General features: G+C 67.3%; 21 protein-coding genes and 1 other annotated feature. Of the genes, 14 read left to right on the plus strand and 7 right to left on the minus strand.

The window, feature by feature from the left end:
- Positions 1–8: 8 nt before the first annotated feature.
- Genes GWK50_RS07015 through GWK50_RS07045 form a run of 7 tightly spaced genes read left to right on the plus strand, consistent with a single transcriptional unit; the run spans position 9 to position 6,911 of the window.
- Positions 9–2,141, plus strand: coding sequence for a TonB-dependent receptor (locus GWK50_RS07015; protein WP_162015756.1), 2,133 nt, complete (start codon positions 9–11; stop codon positions 2,139–2,141).
- Positions 2,142–2,169: 28 nt separating this feature from the next.
- Entirely contained in the window at positions 2,170–3,072 is a 903-nt protein-coding gene (locus tag GWK50_RS07020; RefSeq protein WP_242455317.1) for a hypothetical protein, read from the plus strand.
- 39 nt (positions 3,073–3,111) lie between these two features.
- A complete protein-coding gene (locus GWK50_RS07025) occupies positions 3,112–3,648 on the plus strand; it encodes a MotA/TolQ/ExbB proton channel family protein (RefSeq protein ID WP_162015757.1) in 537 nt (178 codons plus the stop codon).
- Positions 3,645–4,031 (plus strand): DUF2149 domain-containing protein, encoded by a 387-nt coding sequence (locus GWK50_RS07030; RefSeq protein ID WP_162015758.1) that lies wholly within the window; start codon positions 3,645–3,647, stop codon positions 4,029–4,031. The genes GWK50_RS07025 and GWK50_RS07030 overlap by 4 nt, the downstream gene beginning before the upstream one ends.
- Positions 4,031–4,825 carry an ABC transporter permease subunit gene (locus GWK50_RS07035; protein WP_242455318.1) on the plus strand — a complete coding sequence of 265 codons (795 nt, stop codon included), beginning with the start codon at positions 4,031–4,033 and terminating at the stop codon, positions 4,823–4,825. The genes GWK50_RS07030 and GWK50_RS07035 overlap by 1 nt, the downstream gene beginning before the upstream one ends.
- Positions 4,822–5,688 carry an ATP-binding cassette domain-containing protein gene (locus tag GWK50_RS07040; protein ID WP_162015759.1) on the plus strand — a complete coding sequence of 289 codons (867 nt, stop codon included), beginning with the start codon at positions 4,822–4,824 and terminating at the stop codon, positions 5,686–5,688. The genes GWK50_RS07035 and GWK50_RS07040 overlap by 4 nt, the downstream gene beginning before the upstream one ends.
- Positions 5,679–6,911: an NnrS family protein gene (locus GWK50_RS07045; protein WP_242455319.1), complete on the plus strand. Its 1,233-nt coding sequence runs from the start codon at positions 5,679–5,681 to the stop codon at positions 6,909–6,911. The genes GWK50_RS07040 and GWK50_RS07045 overlap by 10 nt, the downstream gene beginning before the upstream one ends.
- A gap of 58 nt (positions 6,912–6,969) precedes the next feature.
- Here GWK50_RS07045 and GWK50_RS07050 read toward each other — a convergent pair whose 3' ends face one another.
- A complete protein-coding gene (locus GWK50_RS07050) occupies positions 6,970–8,118 on the minus strand; it encodes a Fic family protein (protein WP_162015760.1) in 1,149 nt (382 codons plus the stop codon).
- Between the two features lie 111 nt (positions 8,119–8,229).
- Between GWK50_RS07050 and GWK50_RS07055 the strand changes: the two genes are divergently transcribed.
- Positions 8,230–8,463, plus strand: coding sequence for an NnrS family protein (locus GWK50_RS07055; RefSeq protein ID WP_162015761.1), 234 nt, complete (start codon positions 8,230–8,232; stop codon positions 8,461–8,463).
- A 125-nt stretch (positions 8,464–8,588) separates the two neighbouring features.
- Here the strand turns inward: GWK50_RS07055 and GWK50_RS07060 are convergent, their stop codons facing one another.
- Positions 8,589–10,133, minus strand: a complete 1,545-nt coding sequence (locus GWK50_RS07060) for a hypothetical protein (protein ID WP_162015762.1) — start codon at positions 10,131–10,133, stop codon at positions 8,589–8,591.
- A gap of 122 nt (positions 10,134–10,255) precedes the next feature.
- Between GWK50_RS07060 and GWK50_RS07065 the strand changes: the two genes are divergently transcribed.
- From GWK50_RS07065 to GWK50_RS07085, 5 genes are all read left to right on the plus strand, one after another.
- Positions 10,256–11,490, plus strand: a protein-coding gene (locus tag GWK50_RS07065; protein WP_162014894.1) for an IS3 family transposase whose coding sequence is annotated in 2 segments (ribosomal slippage) — positions 10,256–10,544 and positions 10,544–11,490 — 1,236 coding nt in all. Because the reading frame shifts where the segments join, the coding sequence is not laid out codon by codon here.
- Positions 10,534–10,650 (plus strand) — a sequence feature (AL1L pseudoknot). (Overlaps the previous gene by 117 nt.)
- A gap of 245 nt (positions 11,491–11,735) precedes the next feature.
- Complete coding sequence (modA, locus tag GWK50_RS07070) at positions 11,736–12,485, plus strand: molybdate ABC transporter substrate-binding protein (RefSeq protein ID WP_197905051.1); 750 nt, start codon at positions 11,736–11,738, stop codon at positions 12,483–12,485.
- A 2-nt stretch (positions 12,486–12,487) separates the two neighbouring features.
- Positions 12,488–13,159, plus strand: a complete 672-nt coding sequence (gene modB / locus GWK50_RS07075) for a molybdate ABC transporter permease subunit (protein WP_162015764.1) — start codon at positions 12,488–12,490, stop codon at positions 13,157–13,159.
- Positions 13,160–13,336: 177 nt separating this feature from the next.
- The gene (locus tag GWK50_RS07080) at positions 13,337–14,017 is read left to right on the plus strand and encodes an ATP-binding cassette domain-containing protein (protein WP_162015765.1); all 681 of its coding nucleotides are present in this window, start codon (positions 13,337–13,339) and stop codon (positions 14,015–14,017) included.
- The gene (locus GWK50_RS07085) at positions 14,010–14,822 is read left to right on the plus strand and encodes a TOBE domain-containing protein (RefSeq protein WP_162015766.1); all 813 of its coding nucleotides are present in this window, start codon (positions 14,010–14,012) and stop codon (positions 14,820–14,822) included. Before GWK50_RS07080 ends, GWK50_RS07085 begins: the two co-directional genes overlap by 8 nt.
- Positions 14,823–14,826: 4 nt before the next feature.
- Here GWK50_RS07085 and GWK50_RS07090 read toward each other — a convergent pair whose 3' ends face one another.
- The 5 genes from GWK50_RS07090 to GWK50_RS07110 all read right to left on the minus strand — a co-directional run bounded on the left by GWK50_RS07090 (position 14,827) and on the right by GWK50_RS07110 (position 18,456).
- Complete coding sequence (locus tag GWK50_RS07090; RefSeq protein ID WP_162018043.1) at positions 14,827–15,318, minus strand: dihydrofolate reductase; 492 nt, start codon at positions 15,316–15,318, stop codon at positions 14,827–14,829.
- 22 nt (positions 15,319–15,340) lie between these two features.
- Positions 15,341–15,643 (minus strand): hypothetical protein, encoded by a 303-nt coding sequence (locus tag GWK50_RS07095; RefSeq protein ID WP_162015767.1) that lies wholly within the window; start codon positions 15,641–15,643, stop codon positions 15,341–15,343.
- 2 nt (positions 15,644–15,645) lie between these two features.
- A complete protein-coding gene (locus tag GWK50_RS07100; RefSeq protein ID WP_162015769.1) occupies positions 15,646–16,500 on the minus strand; it encodes a thymidylate synthase in 855 nt (284 codons plus the stop codon).
- A 64-nt stretch (positions 16,501–16,564) separates the two neighbouring features.
- Positions 16,565–17,995 carry an FAD-binding oxidoreductase gene (locus GWK50_RS07105; protein ID WP_162015771.1) on the minus strand — a complete coding sequence of 477 codons (1,431 nt, stop codon included), beginning with the start codon at positions 17,993–17,995 and terminating at the stop codon, positions 16,565–16,567.
- Between the two features lie 44 nt (positions 17,996–18,039).
- A complete protein-coding gene (locus tag GWK50_RS07110; RefSeq protein WP_162015774.1) occupies positions 18,040–18,456 on the minus strand; it encodes a DUF2069 domain-containing protein in 417 nt (138 codons plus the stop codon).
- A gap of 22 nt (positions 18,457–18,478) precedes the next feature.
- Between GWK50_RS07110 and GWK50_RS07115 the strand changes: the two genes are divergently transcribed.
- A complete protein-coding gene (locus GWK50_RS07115; RefSeq protein ID WP_162015775.1) occupies positions 18,479–19,747 on the plus strand; it encodes a YihY family inner membrane protein in 1,269 nt (422 codons plus the stop codon).
- The last annotated feature ends 36 nt before the right edge of the window (positions 19,748–19,783 follow it).

Genomic DNA, 19,783 nt, shown 5'->3' on the forward strand with positions numbered 1-19,783 from the left:
AATAGCAAATGCCTAGTTTTATATCTGCCCATGCCCGCCTGCTGGCCGCCGCGGTGTGCGCTGCCTGCGCGGCCCCCGTGCTGGCGCAGCAGCCTGCACCGGCATCTCCACCGGCCAGCGCGCCCGAGCGCCAGCTGGGCGAAGTCACCGTGCGCTCGGCCAGCAGCGCCATGGAAGACCAGCGCAACGCCGCCACGCAAAAGACCATCATCGACCGCAAGGAGATCGAGGCCCTGGGCGGCCTCACCGTGGGCGAGCTGATCCGCAAGCTGCCCGGCATCGACGCGGGAGAGCACGGCGCCGATGGCGGCATGAACGCCCGCGCCCGGGGCATGTCGCGCGACGGGGTGCAGTTCCTCGTCAACGGCGAGCGGCCCACGGCCAATGCGCGCTTTGCCCTCACCGAGGTGGGCCGCATGCCCTCGGGCGAGCTGGAGCGGGTGGAGATATTGCGCGGCGGCTCGGCCGAGTTTGGCGGCGCCGCGCCCGTCACCGTCAACCTTGTCATGCGCCGCCCGGTGGCGCGCGCGGCCACCAGCGTCAAGCTGGCCGTGGGCCAGCGTGGCAGCCTGGCCAACGGCCAGTTCACCGCCAGCCACGGCGGGGGCGAAGGGGGCTTTGGCTGGCTGCTGCCGCTCACGCTCAACCGCCACGCCATGCCGGTGGACCAAAGCAGCACGCGCACGTTGGCGGGCGGCGCACAGCATCAGAACGTGGTGCAGGACGCGGAGCAGGGCCGCTACAGCATCAACGAATTCATCCTCTCGCCGCGCCTGGCCTGGCGCGGTGCCACGGGCCAGTTCACGCTGTGGCCCAGCCTGTACTACAACGAGGGCGACCGCGCCACGCACACCGTGCGCTCGGACGGAACGCAGCGCCACGACAGCGAAGACAACAGCACCCGCATTGCCCGCCTGCGTGGCGAGGCCGAATGGCGCGCCTGGGGCGGCAAGTGGACGGGCCGCGCCGCCGCCATGCAAGGCCAGCGCAACGCCGATCGCAATCGACTGGGCACGGGCGTTGCATGGCAAGAAACCGAGCGCCGCGAAGACCGCGAACACAGCGCATCGCTGCGCTACGACCGGCCCGTGGGCGAGCACCTGCTCTCGGTGGGCCTGGACGCCGCCAGCCACCGCCGCGACGACTGGCAGGCCCTGAGCGGTGCCTACGCCAGCGACACCCGCTTTGCAGGCCGCGCCCGCCAGGGCACGCTGTGGCTGCAGGACGAATGGCAATTGGCCGAGGCGCTCACGCTCACCAGCGGCCTGCGCGGCGAGCGCATGGCCATCCAGGCGCAGGAGCGCGACAGCCGCCACGGCGCGGTCGATCCGTCGCTGGCCCTGCGCTGGGAGGCGGCGCCGGGCTGGGTGGCGCGCAGTTCGCTGTCGGGCGCCATCCGCTTCCCCAAGCTCGACGAACTCACGCGCGTGGCCTCGCGCAGCACGCTGGCCAACACCCCGCTGGAGCCCGACCGGGGCGGCAACCCCTGGCTGCGGCCCGAACGCGTGGCCAACCTGGAGGCCGGGCTGGAGCGCCATGTGCCCGGCGGCGTGTGGGGCATCAACACCTACCTGCGCCGCACGCAGGACTTCATCGAACGCCGCACGCTGTGGGAGGCCGGGCGCTGGGTCGAACGCCCCTTCAACGAAGGCGACGCGCGCCACTGGGGGCTGGAGCTGTCGGCCAAGCTCACGGGCGAGGCGCCCTGGCTGCAGGGCCTGATCGGCCGCCAGGGCAGCGTGCGCGCGCAGTTCACGCTGCCGCGTGGCGAGGTTCAGGATGCCGTGCTGGGCCTCACCCGCGCCCCGCGCGAGCTGCCGCGCTACCAGTTCACGCTGGGCTACGAGGGCAGCCTGCCTGCGTGGCAATCCACCTGGGGCTTTCAGTGGCAGCACCAGGCCGCCCTGCGCACCCAGGTGCCCGGCGAGGTGCAGGCCACCACGCAATCGCGTAACCTGCTGGATGCACACTTCGTGCGCCGCCTCACGCCCGCGCTCAACCTGCGCCTGTCGGTGCAGAACCTGCTGGGCACCAGCACCTGGCGCACGGCTTCGTCCGCCCAGGGCGGCCAGCCCTGGGCGCTGACCACCAGCGACCATGGCCAGCGCACCTGGCTGCTGGCGCTGGAAGGCAAGTGGTAAGCGTATTCACCCACACACAAGGTTTCCCATGGCACCGCAAGCAAGTTCATTCCCTCTTCGTCACCTGACCGTTGCACTGGCCTGTGCGGGCCTGGCGCTCGCGCTGGCAGGCTGCGCCGGCGCGCCGCCGCAGGCCGCCGCGCCGCGCCAGCCTCAGGGCCAGCCGGGCTACTCTGCCCAGGCGGCCCAGGCCACGCAGCCTGCGCTGGCGCAGTATTCGCTGGTGCACGCCGCGCACCTGCCGCACCTGGCCTGGGCGCTCAAGGGCCAGACCACGGCGCTGGCCCTGAACGAGGTGCAGCGCGGCACCCTGGCGGCCCTGGCCTTCGAGGTGCGCGACCAGTTGCAGCCCCGGCTGGAGCAGGCCCGCGCCGCGGAGCAGGACATCGCCCAGGCCGCGCTCGCAGGCGCCAGCGTGCAGCAGTTGGCCGCACGGCTGGACCGCCTGCAGCAGCTCAAGCGCGAGGCCGCGCAGGCGCAGATCGACGCCACCCAGCGCATCCGTGCCACGCTGGACGCCGCCCAGTACCAGCAACTGCGCCAGCGCGCGCTCGCCCTGGCGCCAGCCGCGCCCGCCATGCCTGAATACTCGCTGCTGCTGCCCGCCCACCTGCCGCACCTGATGCCTTATGTGCCCCAACTGGACGCATCGGCCGAGCACCGGCAGGCCCTGTCGCGCCATGCCGACGAGCAGGTGCGCCCCGCGCTGCGCCCGCGCCTGCAGCAGGCCCAGCAACTGGAGCAGGAGATTGCCCGCGCCGCGCTCGATGGCCGCAGCGCGCAAGACCTGGCGCCCCAGCTCGACCGCCTGGCCCAGCTCAAGCGCGAGGCGGCAGAAATCCACCTGCGCTGCATCGCCCAGGTGCGCCAGACCCTGCCGCCCGGCCAGTACGCGCGCCTGCTGGCGCTGGCCCAGCCCGCGGCGCGTTGATCCACTTTCCCATATCACGATTTCACGGAGTTTTTTCGCATGAGCCATTTGCTTGAATCCCTGATGTACCAGGCCAGCCAGGTCTTTCTGTTCCCCACCCTGGTGGTGATTGCCGTGCTGTTCGTCTATGCCTTCTTTCTGTTGGGCATGTTTGCCATGCAGTGGTGGCAGCGCCGCCAGGGGCAGGGCGGCCAGCCCACGCGCGGCCACCACCTGCTGGCCTGGGCGCAGGCCCAGCCCGGCGCCAGCGCCGACGAACTGGACGTGAAGGCGCACCAGTTGCTGGAACTGCCGCGCATCGCCACGCGCGTGGCGCCCATGCTGGGGCTGATCGCCACCATGATCCCCATGGGCCCGGCGCTCAAGGGCTTGTCGGACGGCAACCTGGGCCAGGTGTCGGACAACCTGGCAGTGGCCTTTGCGGCGGTGATCCTGTCGCTCATTGCCGCCGCCATCACCTTCTGGGTGGTGTCGGTGCAGCGGCGCTGGCTGGCCGAGGAACTGGTGTGGCTGCAGCGCCAGGGCGTGCGCACCCCGGCCGCAGGCCACCTGGCCGAAGCAGGGAGTGAAGCATGAAATTCCTCGACGAAACCGAAGCCGACGACCCCATCCTCTCGGTCGTCAACCTCATCGACGTGTTCCTGGTGGTGATCGCCGCGCTGCTCATCACCGTGGCCAAGAACCCGCTGCTCAGCCCTTTCTCCAAGCAGGACGTCACCGTCATCACCGACGCGGGCAAGCCCACCATGGAAGTGATCCAGAAGCGCGGCGAGAAGATCGAAAAATACAAGGCCAGCGGCGAGATCGGCGAGGGCGACGGCGAGAAAGCCGGCGTGGCCTACCGCATGAAGGACGGCTCCATGGTCTATGTGCCCGAAGGCGGCGCGGCGGACCAGGCCACAGCCCCTGCACCCCTCAACAACCTGGGCGCAGCCCCCGGCGGCATGGGGCCTCGCTGATGCTGCGTGTGCTCTGGCGCGTGCTCTCGGGCCTGCCCGCCTACCTGTGGAGCGGCTGGGGCGCGGCCGCCAGCCTGTTGCTGCTGCTGGCCACCTGGGAGGCCGTGGCCGCGCTGTACGACCCGCTCATCCTGCCCGACCCGCTCACCGCCTTTGCCGCGTTGGGGGCGCAGGTGCAGCAGGGCGCCGCCGGGCCCGCGCTGTGGGCCACGGCGCGGCGCGCCTTCATGGGGCTGGTGCTGGCGCTGGGCGTGGGCAGCGTGCTCGGGCTGTTGGCGGGCCTCTCCGTCACGGCCTCGGTGCTGTCGCGCCCGCTGGTCACGGTGCTGCTGGGCACGCCGCCCATCGCCTGGCTGGTGCTGGCCATGCTGTGGTTCGGCATGAGCGACGGCACGCCCGTGTTCACCGTGTTCATTGCCTGTTTCCCCGTGGTGTTTGCCAGCGCGCTGCAGGGCACGCGCACGCTCGATTTGCAGCTGCGCGACATGGCGCGCGCCTACCGTCTGCCGCTGGGCATGGCGCTGCGCGAGGTGTATGGGCCGCATGTGCTGTCGTACCTGTTCCCGGCCTGGGTCACCGCGCTGGGCAGCGCCTGGAAGGTGGCCGTGATGGCCGAGCTGCTCGCCAGCACCGACGGCGTGGGCGCCGCGCTCGCGGCCAGCCGCTCGCAGCTGGACACCGCCACCACCCTGGGCTGGATCAGCGCCGTGGTGGGCTGCCTGCTGGTCGTCGAATACGGATTTTTGGAACCGCTCAAGCGCGAAGTCGAACGCTGGCGGGAGGCGCCGCGATGAGTTTGCTGCTTCAAGACGTGCGCCACAGCTACGCGCTCACCGAGGTGCTCGGCGGCGTGGGCCTGGCACTTGCGCCTGGCCATGTGCTGGCGCTGGTGGGACCCTCGGGCTGCGGCAAGACCACGCTGCTGCACCTGTGCGCGGGCCTGCTGGATCTGCAGGAGGGCCGGCTGGACAACGCCTTTGCCAATCCCGCGCTGATGTTCCAGCAGCCGCGCCTGCTGCCCTGGCAGACCACCGCCGACAACATCGCCCTGGGCCTGCGCGCGCAGGGCCTGGCGCGCGCCGCCGCGCGTGAGCGCGCCCACGCCATGGGCGCCGTGCTGGGGCTGGACCTTGAAGCCCTGGCCGCCTACCCGCACCAGTTGTCGGGCGGCATGCAAAGCCGCGCCGCGCTGGCGCGCGCCCTGGTGCTGGAGCCCGATGTGCTGCTGATGGACGAACCCTTTGCCGCGCTCGACATCGGCCTCAAGGCGCAACTGCACCGCCTGCTGCTGCGCCACCAGCGCGAGAAGGGCACGGCCGTGCTGATGATCACGCACGACCTCATGGAGGCCGTGCGCCTGGCCGACACCGTGCTGGTGATGGCCGCCGGGCCGGGTCGCATCGTGCACCGGCACAGCCCGCCAGCCCCCGCCCTGGCGCGCACCGACGCCATGGTCTACCACGACACCGCCGAGCTGCTGCGCGTGCCCGCCGTGCGCGCGGCCTTCGGGCTCGATGCGCTGGTGGACGAGGGTACCTGCCTGGCCGATGAATTCGCCGACACCCTGCCGCCGCCCGAGGCGCGCGTGCTGCCCCTGCAGCCGCTGCCGCAGGAAGGCAACGCCACCCCCACCGCGCGGAGGATGCGATGCGGATGACCGCCCCCGTGATGACCCCGCCCGGCCTGCTGTCGCTTCAGCACCCGGTCTGGATGTGTGCCATGCGCCCCTTCTTCCTGCTCACCATGGGCTCTGCCGTGCTGCTCATCGCGCTGTGGAGCGCCGTGCTGGCGCTGGGCCTGCCGCCGCCGCCCGTGGCGGGCGGCGCGCTGGTGTGGCACGCGCACGAGCTGCTGCTGGGTTTTGGCCTGGCGGCGGTGGCGGGCTTCGTGCTCACCGCCGTGCCTGAGTTCACCAATACCGCGAGCGCCAGCCCGCGCACCGCGCGCCAGCTGGTGCTGCTGTGGCTGCTGGGCCGCGCTGGCTTCTGGCTCTCGGGCGTGGCGGGCAGCCCCGCGCTGGCGCTGGCCGCCTTGGCGCACCTGGGCCTGGCGGGCAGCCTGCTGGCGCTGCTGTGGCCCGCGCTGCGCACCTTGGCCGGGCGGCGCCACCACGCCTTTGGCTGGGCGCTGGCGGGCCTGTTCGTGCTGGTGGCAGGCTTCTATGCCGATGCACTGCGCGGTGCCTACCCTATGCGCTGGCTGCTGGCCCTGCTGGGCCTGGTGATGGTGCTCATCATCGTGGCCATGAGCCGCATCTCCATGCGCATCGTCAACAACGCCATCGACCAAACGGGCGAGGGCCGCGAGCCCTACCTGGCCCGCCCGCCCCGGCGCAACCTGGCCATTCTGTGCATCGCGCTGTTCACGCTGGCCGAGTTCGTGCAACCGGGCGGCCGCGCCAGCGGCTGGCTCGCCTGCGCCGCCGCCGCCGCGCTGTGCAACCTGATGGGCGACTGGCACGTGGGCCGCCCGCTGCTGCGCCGCCTGCCGCTCATGCTCTACGCCGTGTACGCCTGCATGGCGCTGGGCTACGCCCTCATCGGCACGGCCCTGCTCGCGGGCGGGCCGGGTATGGGCGCGGGGCGCCACCTGCTCACCGTGGGGGCCATCGGACTGTCGATCTACGCCGTGATCTGCATCGCCGGGCGTGCGCACTGTGGCCATCCGTCCGACGGACGGCCCTGGGTGGCGCACGGCGCGGTGCTCATCGTGGCCGGGGCGGTGCTGCGCGCGGGTGCGGCCTTTGCGCCGGAGGCGGCTTCAGCTCTGCTGGGCCTGGCCGGGCTGTGCTGGGTGGCGGCGTTCGGGCTGCTGTGCTGGCGCATGGCCCCGGTGCTGTGGCGTGTGCGGCCGGATGGGTTGTGGGGGTGTCAGGGGTAGGCGGCTGGCCTGTGCAGAAGCCGCCGGGGCCAACGTGCTGCGGGCTTGCGGATGCTTGTCACCGCGAGAGCAGTTCAACGTAGGCCTGGTAGCTGTAGCTCCTGTTCTTTTTTTGCCCTGTCATCTCGGCCACGACGCCCAATTCTTCCAGCACCTTGACCGCGGCCGTGGCGGTGGGGAAGCTGGTATCGAGTTGCTGGCGTACGCGCTCGATGGTGAAGCGCGGCATCATGGGCAGCATTTCGAACAGCCGGTAACTTGCAGGGCCTGCCTTGGCGGATTGCAGCAGGCGCCTGCGGTCTGTGGCCACAAGGCTGGCGATCGCAATGATGTTTTTCTCCGCATCGCCCGCCGCAGTGGCGACACCCTCCAGAAAGAACCTGACCCAAGATTCCCAATCACCCTCCGTGCGGATGGCCGACAGGCGACGGTAGTACTCCGCCTGGTGCTGCTTCAGGTAGCCGCTGAGATACATCAACGGCTCGGACAGCAACCCCCAATGCTCGAACAGGGCCGCGATCAGCAGGCGGCCAATGCGCCCGTTGCCATCCAGAAACGGGTGAATGGTTTCAAACTGCGCGTGGATGAGCGCCACCTTGACCATGGGCGGCACATCCGTCGCCGTGCCGTGAATGAACCGCTCCATATCGGCCAGCAGCGCCGGAACGTGCTCCGGCGGCGGTGGCACGAAGACCGCGTTGCCGGGCCGTGTACCGCCGATCCAGTTTTGCGACCGGCGCAACTCGCCCGGTTGCTTGCCAGCGCCCCGAGCCCCATCCAGCAGGCGCCGGTGTGCTTCGCACAACAGCCGTACGCTGATGGGCAGCCCGTGGGGGTCGCGCAGCTGCTCCTGAGTCCAGCGGAATGCACGAAGGTAGTTGGTGACTTCTTCCACATCCTCGGTATTGCGCACCTTGACCCCCGCTTCTTCGTCGAACAGGTCGGTCAGCGTGGCCTGCGTGCCCTCGATCTGCGACGTGAGCAGGGCTTCTTTGCGGATGGCGCTGTACAGCAACCAATCCACCGACGGCACCAGGCCGGACACCCCCGCCAGACGAGCAAGCGCCAGTTCGGCCTGCCGGTGGAGTTCGGTGAATACCTCGGGCGACAGGTCCGGGTCCGAGGGGGGCAAGGAATGGGGCACGAATGCACGCACAGACTCGCCCAGCGTCGTGGAAATCGCGTAGGTGCCCGTGGTGCGTGTCATGGAAAGCGGCTTTGAACAGTGTGTAGGTAAATTAAAGCATTCTTTAATTTAAACGGCAACAATGAAAGAGCGCGTTCATGTGCGCAGGGTGGATCGCCAACGGGTGTTGCCATGGCCATCGTGCAAGCACCGCTTGCACCTGTCGATCTGCACTGTGATCTGCATCGCCGGGCGCGCGCACTGCGGCCAACCGGCGGGCGAAAGGCCTTTGTGCCGGACGCGGCTTCAGCCCTGCTGGGCCTGGCCGGGCTGTGCTGGGCGGCGGCGTTCGGGCTGCTGTGCTGGCGCATCGCCCCGGTGCTGTGGCGCGTGCGGCCGGATGGGTTGTGGGGGTGTCAGGGGTAGGGCGGCAATGCTGCTGAGCTGTATTCAACGAACAGCGGAACTGGCTGCCACTCATTTGTACCGAAGTATCAGTCTCGCAAAGTATATGCCAAAGGAGAAAAACAAAATTTGAATTGAAGTAGGCGTCAAGCCTTCAATTCTTGAAGTCGTGCTTTAAACATTGACAATACCCTGTTATCTGCTGCCTTCAATTCGTTCTCTAAACCTACCGGTAGTTGGTGATTTTTCCCCAATTTTTCTCGTAAATGATCGAATAAGAAAAACGCTGCGGTAATTGGATCAGAGTTTCTGGTGGCCACTTCTTGTAGAAATGGGAGTAGATCTATATCTCCGCGTCTAACACCCGCTTGGAGAAGCTCAAAATCATCAATTGATACCACTAGAACATTCCGCAATGGTAGCCGGGCATTGACGCCGATGTCATCGAAATCAATTGACCCAGGAGGCAATAGTTTCTCAAGTCGTTCGCCGTGGCCTATGTATAATTCGCGACTAGTTACGATTATCGCAAACTCTTCGATCGCGGCGGCTCGCTTGGGATAGCGTTCAGACTCTCGTCTCAAGCGCTGACTCACTCGGCGTGCTTGGTAGAGAGCATCCGTCACTCTTTCTAGTCTACTAATTAGCTTTGAGGGTTCTTCCTCCAAAATTGTCACATCACGGTTGTAGGCCATCTTCGCCTCAACGAAAACATTCGTTCCCTCAAATCCTAGAATAGATTCAACAGCGGAGCCCTGTTTACCCATTTTTAGTTGCCAGGCCTCTTCTGAAATTTGCGACGGATGAATCTCCCGACACAACTGGGTGACGTATTGCTCAAATTTCCGAGTGAATATCCGCAGATATAACTCGCCGTTTGCTTGCATTAGCTGATAATGCAGAAACCCTTCCAGGGCGCGGTTGAGCATCCGTGGATGCCAGATGAATAGAGCTTCTTGATCGGTTTCGAGAAATGGAAATTTGGCCGCAAATGGGATCTGATATAGCTCCCATTTGTTCGGTCGTTCACCAACTTCCTTTTGTAACTCTAAACGCAGTTCTAGCAAGTTTCGAGTTAGCATTTTGATGATTTTCAAAACTGCGGGGCGTACAGCCTCAGGAAAACTGTCAAAGCTTGAGGGCGGAAGTGTTCGCGCTGGAAGCCCTGTAAATCTAGCGAGAGTTGCCGCCGCGTCAATGAACATCGCCGGAGTCATGCCGATAACCTCCTCGAACATCTGTTTTGCGGCGTCAGAATTCTCATCATTCTTCAATAGAAATGCCCATCTGATGGTGGAGCCGCGTCGATCAACTTGGAACTCAATTTGCGCAGGAAGATAGGACCTTAGAGACGCTTGGAGGCTCGGTCCCTTAAGTGAGGCAGCGCCTGTTAGATTCCACAATTCCTCCCGGAGCTCGTCAAACATGATGCCGGGCAGAGACGCCCCTAAGCATTGAGATGCGGCACGGTTCCGACATGCGAGCTGAACAAGCAACAACGTAATTCCTGGGAGCCTCCCAAGGTCGTCAAGCTGGTTTTTGGCGGGTAGAGCAAGGATCTTCATCGCGACGTCAACCACCGACACGATGGAATATTCGCTGAGCACGCGAAATACGGCTTCAAGTCGTTGCTGTATCTCTATCTCAGTCAGCGTTTGTGCGAGGTCACTAGTTGAATGGGGTGTTGCCATAGCGGTTTCGAGGTGAAGCGGGTTTAACAATGAGGTTGACGGTCTGGGGAATTGAATCGGCCGGGCTCGCTATGAACCGCCCCGGGTTTTGAGGAGGCTCCAACACTTGAGAAGATGGAGCTATGAACAAGTCACCGAAGTTCTCCCCGGAAGTGCGCGAGCGCGCCGTGCGCATGGTGCAGGAGCACCGAGCCGACTACCCGTCGCTGTGGGCAGCGATTGAATCGATTGCCCCCAAGATTGGCTGCGTGCCACAGACCTTGAACGACTGGGTCAAGAAGGCCGAGGTCGACAGCGGCCAGCGCCCCGGCACCACCACCTCGGATGCGCAGCGCATCAAGGAACTGGAGCGTGAGGTCAAAGAATTGCGCCGGGCCAACGACATCCTGAAGACGGCCAGCGCGTTTTTCGCGCAGGCGGAGCTCGACCGCCGACTCAAGTCGTGAAGGCCTACATCGACCGCCACCGTGATGACTACGGGGTCGAGCCCATCTGCCGGGCGCTGCAGATGGCCCCGTCGTGTTACTGGCGCCACGCAGCCCGGCAACGCAACGCGCAACTGCGCAGTGCACGCGCCCAGCGTGACGAGGGTTTGAAGGCCGACATTCAGCGCGTGTGGCACGCCAACTGGCAGGTCTACGGAGCCGACAAGGTCTGGCTGCAGATGAACCGCGAGGGCATCGTGGTGGCGCGCTGCACGGTCGAGCGTCTGATGCGTGCCATGGGCTTGCAAGGGGCACGCCGTGGCAGGGCGGTGCGCACCACCACGCCGGATACCTCGGCCCCGTGCCCGCTGGACCACGTCAACCGGCACTTCCATGCCAGCCGTCCCAACGAGCTATGGGTGTCGGACTTCACCTATGTCTCCACCTGGCAAGGCTGGTTGTATGTGGCCTTTGTGGTGGATGTGTACGCTCGGCGCATCGTGGGCTGGCGCGTCAGTCGCAGCATGCAGACGGACTTCGTGCTCGATGCCCTGGAGCAGGCTCTGTACGAACGCCAGCCAGCGGCCCATGTCTTGACGCACCATTCCGACAGGGGCAGTCAGTACGTCAGCATCCGCTACACCGAACGCTTGGACCAGGCGGGCATACAACCTTCGGTGGGCAGCAGGGGAGACAGCTATGACAACGCGCTGGCCGAGACCATCAACGGTCTGTACAAGGCCGAGTTGATTCACCGCCGGGGACCTTGGAAGACCAGGGAATCCGTGGAACTGGCCACCCTGCAATGGGTGCACTGGTTCAACCACGTCCGACTGCTCACGCCGATTGGGGGCATCCCTCCGGCAGAAGCTGAGGCAAACTACTGGAGGCAACTCGCCGCCAGCGACACCTCGACAAAGGTGTCAACTTAAACCAACCGGCCTCCTCGATACCCGGGGCGGTTCACTACAGCCCGCAACCACCTGGCAGAGCACACGCCACAGATGCAGCTTTAACGTACATCTTTGCTGTGCGTTTAGCGTACAAGTTTGCTTAGATGCTCGGCACATAACTATTGCGGTGCATCAAAAGCCCTGTCCAAGGCCCAAAACATCGTTATAACCAAGCGTATACTTCGCTCGCTTGTAACGCTCCCGAACCTCGTCCCATGGCCCTTATGCCCCTGAAACGCAGCCTCACCGCCTGTCTTCTGGCAGGCCTTGCCGGCGCCGCCATGGCGGGTGAAGTCATGGTGTCGGCCGCCGCCAGCCTGACCAATGCCTTCAAGGACATTGCCCAAGGCTACGAAGCCGCGCACCCCGGCAGCAAGGTGTTGCTGAACTTCGGTGCGTCCGGCGCCTTGTTGCAGCAGATGGCCAAGGGCGCGCCGGTGGATGTGTTCGCCTCGGCCGACCAGGAGACCATGGACGCCGCGCAGCAGCAGGGCCTGGTGCGCGCGGCCGACTGGGCGGACTTTGTGCGCAACGCTCTGGTAGTGATTGCGCCTGTGGACGCCAAGGCGCCGCCCGCCGCGCTGAAGGACCTGGCCGCGCCCGGCGTGGCGCGCGTGGCGCTGGCGCTGCCCGCTAGTGTGCCCGTGGGGCGCTACGCCAAGCATGCGCTGGAGGCGGCAGGCCTGTGGGGCGCGGTGCTGGCCAAGGCGGTGAACACGACGAACGTGCGCCAGTCGCTGGACTACGTGGCGCGCGGCGAGGTGGATGCGGGCTTTGTCTATGCCACCGATGCCGCGCTGATGAAGGACAAGGTCAAGACCGTTTTTGATGTGCCGCTGGACGTGGCCATCCTCTACCCCATCGCGCGCACCGCTGCCAGCGGCAACGCCACGGAGGCGGCGGCGTTCATTGCCTATGTGCGCTCGCCTGCCGGGCAGGCCATTCTGGCGCGCTACGGTTTCTTGAAGCCCTAACGATGGACGGCGCCTGGCCCGCTCTCTGGCTCTCGCTGCAGGTGGCCACCTGGGCCACGCTGGCGTGCCTGGTGCTGGGCACGGGCGTGGGCTATGCGCTGGCGCGCTGGCGCTTTCCGGGGCGCGACCTGATCGACACGCTGCTCACGCTGCCCATGGTGATGCCGCCCACGGTGCTGGGCTACTACCTGCTGGTGCTGCTGGGGCGCAAGGGCTGGGTGGGCGGCTGGCTGCACGACACCTTCGGCATCCAACTCATCTTCACGCTGACGGGCGCGGTGATCGCGGCCACGGTGGTGGCGTTTCCGCTGGTGTTCAAGCCCGCGCGCGCCGCCTTCGAGGCGGTGGACCCGCAGTTGCAGGACGCCGCGCGCGTGCTCGGCATCTCCGAGGCGGGCGTGTTCTGGCGCGTCACGCTGCCGCTGGCCTGGCGCGGCATCCTGGCTGGGGTGCTGCTGGGCTTTGCACGGGCGCTGGGCGAGTTCGGCGCCACGCTCATGGTGGCGGGCAGCATTCCGGGCAGGACGCAGACGCTGTCGATCGCCGTGTACGAGGCCGTGCAGGCCGGGCAGGACGATGTGGCCAATCTGCTGGTGCTCATCACCTCGGTGGTGTGTGTAGCGGTGCTGCTGGCGGTGGGCAAGCTGGCGCCCGGGCGCGTGGCAAGGCAATGAGGCATCCCCCTGTGGCGCTGCGCGCCTTCCCCCTTCTCTCGCCTCGCTGCGCGATGCGGGAAGGGGGACGCCACCCGCGCGGCGGGGCGGCCCTTGCGCGGTGGCCGCTGGCTTGGGCCGCGCCTGTATCTTGGGCTGATTGCAGTTTGCGAAGCAGCGAAACACAGAGAGGTTTGCATGCGGCTTGACGTGGACATCCGCAAGACGCTGCGCTCGGGACACCGCACGTTTGAACTGCAAGCGCGCTTTTGCGCACAGGGCGAGCGCGTGGTGGTGGTGGGGCCCTCGGGCGCCGGCAAGAGCATGCTGCTCAAGGCGCTGGCCGGGCTGCTGCGGCCTGACGCGGGCCATGTGCGGCTGGATGGCGAGACGCTGTTCGATGCCGCACAGGGCATCCACCGGCCGCCGCGCGAGCGCGCCGTGGCCTACCTGTTCCAGGACTACGCGCTGTTCCCCCATCTCAACGTGCGCCAGAACATCGCCTTTGGCGAGCTGCAGGGCTGGCGCAACCCCCCGGCGGCGCATGCCAGCCCGGAGGTGGAGCGCTGGCTCGATGCCTTCGGGCTGCGCGAGGTGGCGCACCAGCACCCGCATGAACTCTCGGGCGGGCAGCGCCAGCGCACGGCCCTGGCGCGCGCGCTGGTGGCCCGGCCGCGCGCGCTGCTGCTCGACGAGCCCTTCGCCGCGCTCGACACCGACCTGCGCGCCAGCATGCGCGCCGAGCTGGACGCGCTGCAGCGCCGCCTGCGCGTGCCCATGGTGCTGATCACGCACGACCCCGAGGATGTGCGCGTGTTTGGGGAACAGGTGCTGCGCATGGATGGCGGCCACATGATGGAGGACATTGCCCATGCCTGAACAAGACAAACGCATCAAACTCGGCGGCTCCCTGTGGATGACCGTGGGCGGCGAGAGCCTGGGCGGCTTGGGCCGCGTGCAACTGCTGGCGCTGGTGGGCGAGCAGGGCTCCATCACCCACGCCGCCAAGGCCATGAAGATGAGCTACAAGGCCGCCTGGGACGCCATCGACACCATGAACAACCTGGCGGGCGAGCCGCTGGTGGAGCGCGTGGCGGGCGGCAAGGGCGGCGGCGGCACGCGGCTCACGCCCCGGGGCCAGCAGTTGGTGGAGAACTTCCGCCGCATCGAGGCCGAGCACCAGCGTTTCATCGCGCAGCTGGGCCAGCAGGCCCAGGGCATTGCCGACGACTACCTCTTGATCCGGAACATCAGCATGAAAACCAGCGCGCGCAACCATTTCGCGGGCACCGTCACCCGCGTGGTGCACGGCGCCGTCAACGACGAGGTCGAAATCGAAGTGCGGCCGGGCCTGTGCATCGTCGCCACCGTCACGCACGAGAGTGCCGAGGGCCTGGGCCTGGCCGTGGGCGCGCAGGCGTTCGCGCTGGTCAAGGCCTCGTCCATCGTGGTGGTGACCGAGGCCGAAGGCGCGCATTTTTCTGCGCGCAACCGCCTCGATGGAACGGTGTCGCGCATCGCGGCGGGCGCGGTGAACGACGAGGTGGTGATGGATGTGGCCGATGGGGTGTCGATCGCCGCGGTCATCACGCACGCCAGCAGCGAGGCCCTGGGCCTGGCGGTGGGCGCACGCGCCACGGCGATCTTCAAAGCGTCCAGCGTGATCGTCGGCGCCCCGGCATAGGCGCTCAGCGCCGCTCGTAGCGCACGAAGGCGAAGGGCAGGCCGCCCGCGCCGGTGTGCGCCTCGCGCGCGGTTTCCAGCCATTCGGGGCCGAGTTCGGGTGCGAAAGCGTCGCCGTCGAAGTCCTGCGCGATCTCGGTCACTTCCACGCGCTGGGCCAGGGGCAGGGCCTGGGCGTAGATCTGCGCGCCGCCAATCACCCACACCGTGGCGGGGTTCGATTGCTCTGCTATTTGTAGCGCCTCGCGCAGGCTGGATGCGTGCTGCGCGCCCATTTCATTCCAATCGTCCTGGCGCGTGACGACGATGTTCGCGCGGCCCGGCAAGGGGCGGAAGCGCGGCGGCAGCGAGTCCCAGGTCTTGCGGCCCATGATGACGGGGCTGCCTTGCGTGAGCTGCTTGAAGTGCGCCAGGTCCTCCGGCAGGTGCCACGGCATGGTGCCGTCCTTGCCGATGACGCCGTTGGCGGCGCGTGCGTAGATGAGGGCGATGTGCATGGTGTCGGCGCGGGTGAGGGGGTCAGCCAAAGATCCAGGTGAAGATGAACGTGAGCAGGGCCAGCCCAAGTACGGTGCCTGCCACCACTGCCTGCCGCCGGTTGCGCAGCAAGGCCAGCAGCGGCACGCTTGCGAGGAGCAGAGAGACCACGCCCATGCCTTGTGCGTCGGTACCGAACAGTGCCGGAGCCATGCCGAAGCGGGTGGAGCGCTCGGGCACCACTTCCGTGAGCAGGGCCAGCACGCCCAGGGCGGCCAAGGTCAGGCTGATCAGTACGAGGCACACCTTGGCCAGTGTGCCGGGTCGTGCCGGTGGCCGGGGCATGCCTACACCGCCACTGGCGCCTTGATGGCCGGGTGGCATTGGTAGTCCAGCACCTCGAAGTCTTCGTACTCATAGTCGAAGATGCTGTCCGGACGGCGCTTGATGTTCAGCGCCGGGTAGGGGTAGGGCGCGCGTGCCAGTTGCGTCTGCACCTGCTCGGTATGGTTGCTGTAGATGTGGCAGTCGCCGCCGGTCCAGATGAAGTCGCCCACGGCCAGGTCGCACTGCTGCGCCACCATGTGCGTGAGCAGGGCGTATGACGCAATGTTGAAGGGCACGCCGAGGAAGATGTCGGCGCTGCGCTGGTAGAGCTGGCAACTGAGCTTGCCCGGCTCACCGGCCACCTGCGAAGGCGCCACGTAGAACTGGAAGAACGCGTGGCAGGGCATGAGCGCCATCTGGTCCAGTTCGGCCACGTTCCAGGCGCTCACGATGATGCGGCGCGAGTCCGGGTTGCTCTTGAGCGTGTCGATCACCTGCTGGATCTGGTCGATGTGCCCGCGAGGGTTGTCAGGGGTGGGCGCGGGCCAGCTGCGCCACTGCACGCCGTACACGGGGCCGAGGTCGCCGTCCGCGCGCGCCCATTCGTCCCAGATGGTCACGCCGCGCTCCTGCAGCCAGCGCACGTTGCTGTCGCCGCGCAGGAACCACAGCAGTTCCAGGATGATGCTCTTGAGGTGCACCTTCTTGGTGGTGACGAGCGGGAAGCCCTCCGAGAGGTCGAAGCGCATCTGGTGGCCGAACACGCTTTTCGTGCCCGTGCCCGTGCGGTCGCCCTTGTCTACGCCGTGCGTGAACACGTGGCGCATGAAGTCTTCGTACTGCGAGCGGATCGGGCGGTTGGCAGCGTTGGTCATGGTCAGGAATTTTGAATCAAAAGTGGCTTCTGCGCTTGTGGATAAAGCGCCAGCAGCTACCAAATCAGGAGTTTTCTGGCATCGCCAGCACCCGCCCCGGGTTCATGAGGTTTTGCGGGTCCAGCGCCTGCTTGATGGCGCGCATCATCGACAGGGCCACGGGCGACTGGTAGCGCGCGAGCTTGTCGGTCTTGAGCGCGCCCACGCCGTGCTCGGCCGAGAACGAGCCGCCGAACTGCGCCACGGCTTCGTACACCAGATGGTTCACCCGGTCTTCCTGGTCGCGCAGGAAGGCCTTGGCGTCGCCGCCCTCGGGGGCCTGCACGTTGTAGTGCAGGTTGCCGTCGCCCAGGTGGCCGAAGTTGACCAGGCGCACGCCGGGAACCTCGCGCTGAAGCAGCGCGTCGGCGTGCTCCACGAACGCGGGGATGCGCGAAATGGGCACCGAGATGTCGTGCTTGATGTTCAGCCCCTCTTCGGCCTGGGCCAGCGGGATGTGCTCGCGGATGCTCCAGAGCTGCTGCGCCTGCGCGATGTTTTCGGCCACCACGGCGTCCTGCACGCAGCCGGCCTCGAAGGCGGTTTCCAGCAGCGCCTCGAAGCGGGCGCGGGCGTGGTCCTCGGATTCGCTGTCGGAGTTTTCCAGCAGCACGGCCCATTGCACTTCCGGCTGGTCGATGAAGGGTACGCGCAGTTGCGGCATGTGCTTGTCCACCAGTTGCAGCGCGAAGCGCCCCATCACCTCGAAGCCGGTGAGCCCGGCGCCCAGGTGCTGGTGCGCCAGGGCCAGCAGGCGCACGGCCTGCTCCATCGACGACACGGCAGCCCAGGCCGTGAGCTGCGCGGCCGGGCGCGGGTAGAGCTTGAGCGTGGCGGCGGTGATGACGCCCAGCGTGCCCTCGCTGCCGATGAACAGGTCGCGCAGGTCGTAGCCTGTGTTGTCCTTGCGCAGGCCGCGCAGGCCGTCCCACACCTCGCCCTGGGGCGTGACGACTTCCAGGCCCAGGCACAGGTCGCGCGTGTTGCCGTAGCGCACCACCTGCGTGCCGCCGGCGTTGGTGCCCAGGTTGCCGCCGATGGTGCAACTGCCTTCGGCTGCGAGCGAGAGCGGGAACAGCAATCCGGCTTTCTCGGCTGCATCCTGCACGTTCTGCAGGATGCAGCCGGCCTCGACGGTGAGGGTGAGGTTGTCGGTATCGAGCGCGCGCACGGCGTTCATGCGCGTGAGGCTCAGCACCACCTCGCGGCCCGAGGTGTCAGGCGTGGAGCCGACCGACAGGCCGGTGTTGCCGCCCTGCGGCACCATGGGCGCACCCGCGGCGGCGCAGGCCTTGACCACGGCGGCCACCTCCTGCGTGCTGCCCGGGCGCACCACGGCCAGGGCCTTGCCGTGCACGCGGCGGCGCCAGTCCTGCTCCCAGGCGCTGAGGTCGCCCTCGGTCAGTACATGGGGGGCGCCGACGATCTGGCGCAGTTGTTCAATCAGGTCAGGCATGGTTCCACTCCGTCCGCGCGGCTGCGCAGGCGCTTTGCAATCAATCAGGAAGGGTCGGTCGCTGCGGATGGGGCATAGCGCAGCCGCAGCCGCACATGGGCGGCGCAGGCGGCAAACAGGATCAGGCACAGCAGCAGTTCGGCCAGCGCCAGCCAGTTGCTCGGGGCAGGGTCGCTCCAGCCGCGCACCACGGCCTCGGTGAAGTACAGCCACACCATCAGGCTGACCCAGCGGTAGGTGTACATGCGGTTGCGCAGAATGCCCGCCAGCGGAATGCACAGCGGCAAGGCTTTGAGCGCCAGCCACGAACCGCCCGGCCGCAGCGGTGCCAGCAGCAGTTCCCAGGCCAGGCACAGCGCAATCAGGGCCAGCAGGGCGGCCACGGCGGTGCGGCGGGTGGCGTCCACCCAGCGGGTGTGATCCAGGGGCAAGGGCAGGGCAGGGGCGTCGGACGGGTGCATGGCGGATGGCATCATAGCGGCCATGCCCTTTTCCCTACAGTCCGTGGTGCAGCGCCTGCAGGCCCTGCCCGAAGAGCTTTCGCACTTTCCCTGGGCCACCACGGCCCACACCCTGCGCGAGCGCTTCCGTGAAGACCGCCTGGGCCTGACGGCCAGCAGCCTGACCTTCACCACCGTCCTGGCGCTGGTGCCCTTTGTTGCGGTGGCGCTGGCCGTGTTCACGGCCTTCCCCATGTTCGCCAAGCTGCAGGACGTGCTGCAGCGCTGGCTGGTCGAGAGCCTGGTGCCCGACAACATCGCGCGCCAGGTGCTGGGCTACCTCACGCAGTTCGCGTCCAAGGCCAACCGGCTGGGGCTGCTGGGTTTTTCCGTGCTGCTGGCCACCGCGCTGGCGCTGATCCTCACCATCGACCGCACGCTCAACAACATCTGGCGCGTGCGCCGGCTGCGCCCGCTGGGCCAGCGCGTGCTGATCTACTGGGCCGCCATCACGCTGGGCCCGCTGCTGCTGGGCGCCAGCCTGGCGCTGACCTCGTATGCGCTGTCGGCCTCGCGCGGGCTGGTGGGGCAGATTCCGGGCGGGTTGCGACTGCTGCTCGATTCGATCGAGTTCTTCGTGCTGGCGGCAGGCATGGCGGGCCTTTACCACTATGTGCCCAATACCCAGGTGAACTGGCGCCACGCCTGGGCGGGCGGTTTCTTCGTGGCGGTGTGCATGGAGCTGGCCAAGAAAGGGCTGGCGCTGTACGTGGCCAAGGTGCCCACCTATTCGGCGGTGTACGGCACCTTCGCCACGCTGCCGATCCTGCTGGTGTGGATCTACGTGGCCTGGGTTATCGTGCTGCTGGGGGCCGTGGTGGCCGCCTACCTGCCCAGCCTGCTGGCGGGCGTGGCGCGGCGCTCGGGCCACCAGGGCTGGAACTTCGAGCTGGCGGTGGAGGTGCTGCAGCAGCTTGACGTGGCCCGCCACACCCCGGCGCGGGGCCTGCGGGCCGATGCGCTGGCGCAGCGGCTGCGCGTGGATGCGCTGCAGCTCGAACCGGCGCTCGATGCCCTGCTGGCCCTGGACTGGGTGGGGCGCTTACAGGAGGAGGACGGGGCCACGCCGCGCCAGGCCGAATCGCGCTACGTGCTGCTGGCCGACCCGCAAACCACCCCGCTGGCGCCGCTGGTGCAGCGCCTGCTGCTGGAGCGCACGCCCAGCCTGGAGGGGGTGTGGGGCCGGGCGGGGCTCGATGGGCTGCTGCTCGGCGATGCGTTGGCCGGTATTGAGAGCGAAAAACGGCCTTGACGCAATACCAGTAAGCGCTAGTAGCTATCTATTCGA

Origin of the sequence: Acidovorax sp. 210-6 (assembly GCF_010020825.1) — a bacterium.
In the GTDB taxonomy this organism is placed as follows: domain Bacteria; phylum Pseudomonadota; class Gammaproteobacteria; order Burkholderiales; family Burkholderiaceae_C; genus Simplicispira; species Simplicispira sedimenti.

Bases quoted from the DNA above. Each gene is read 5' to 3' on its own strand.
- GWK50_RS07025 (WP_162015757.1), top strand. From the start codon at position 3,112: ATGAGCCATTTGCTTGAATCCCTGATGTACCAGGCCAGCCAGGTCTTT.
- GWK50_RS07020 (WP_242455317.1), top strand. From the start codon at position 2,170: ATGGCACCGCAAGCAAGTTCATTCCCTCTTCGTCACCTGACCGTTGCA.
- GWK50_RS07030 (WP_162015758.1), top strand. From the start codon at position 3,645: ATGAAATTCCTCGACGAAACCGAAGCCGACGACCCCATCCTCTCGGTC.
- GWK50_RS07085 (WP_162015766.1), top strand. From the start codon at position 14,010: ATGCCTGAACAAGACAAACGCATCAAACTCGGCGGCTCCCTGTGGATG.
- GWK50_RS07015 (WP_162015756.1), top strand. From the start codon at position 9: ATGCCTAGTTTTATATCTGCCCATGCCCGCCTGCTGGCCGCCGCGGTG.
- GWK50_RS07100 (WP_162015769.1), bottom strand. From the start codon at position 16,500: ATGACCAACGCTGCCAACCGCCCGATCCGCTCGCAGTACGAAGACTTC.
- GWK50_RS07080 (WP_162015765.1), top strand. From the start codon at position 13,337: ATGCGGCTTGACGTGGACATCCGCAAGACGCTGCGCTCGGGACACCGC.
- GWK50_RS07115 (WP_162015775.1), top strand. From the start codon at position 18,479: ATGCCCTTTTCCCTACAGTCCGTGGTGCAGCGCCTGCAGGCCCTGCCC.
- GWK50_RS07090 (WP_162018043.1), bottom strand. From the start codon at position 15,318: ATGCACATCGCCCTCATCTACGCACGCGCCGCCAACGGCGTCATCGGC.
- GWK50_RS07035 (WP_242455318.1), top strand. From the start codon at position 4,031: ATGCTGCGTGTGCTCTGGCGCGTGCTCTCGGGCCTGCCCGCCTACCTG.
- GWK50_RS07095 (WP_162015767.1), bottom strand. From the start codon at position 15,643: ATGCCCCGGCCACCGGCACGACCCGGCACACTGGCCAAGGTGTGCCTC.
- GWK50_RS07055 (WP_162015761.1), top strand. From the start codon at position 8,230: ATGGCCATCGTGCAAGCACCGCTTGCACCTGTCGATCTGCACTGTGAT.
- GWK50_RS07110 (WP_162015774.1), bottom strand. From the start codon at position 18,456: ATGCACCCGTCCGACGCCCCTGCCCTGCCCTTGCCCCTGGATCACACC.
- modB (WP_162015764.1), top strand. From the start codon at position 12,488: ATGGACGGCGCCTGGCCCGCTCTCTGGCTCTCGCTGCAGGTGGCCACC.
- modA (WP_197905051.1), top strand. From the start codon at position 11,736: ATGCCCCTGAAACGCAGCCTCACCGCCTGTCTTCTGGCAGGCCTTGCC.
- GWK50_RS07040 (WP_162015759.1), top strand. From the start codon at position 4,822: ATGAGTTTGCTGCTTCAAGACGTGCGCCACAGCTACGCGCTCACCGAG.
- GWK50_RS07105 (WP_162015771.1), bottom strand. From the start codon at position 17,995: ATGCCTGACCTGATTGAACAACTGCGCCAGATCGTCGGCGCCCCCCAT.
- GWK50_RS07060 (WP_162015762.1), bottom strand. From the start codon at position 10,133: ATGGCAACACCCCATTCAACTAGTGACCTCGCACAAACGCTGACTGAG.
- GWK50_RS07050 (WP_162015760.1), bottom strand. From the start codon at position 8,118: ATGACACGCACCACGGGCACCTACGCGATTTCCACGACGCTGGGCGAG.
- GWK50_RS07045 (WP_242455319.1), top strand. From the start codon at position 5,679: ATGCGGATGACCGCCCCCGTGATGACCCCGCCCGGCCTGCTGTCGCTT.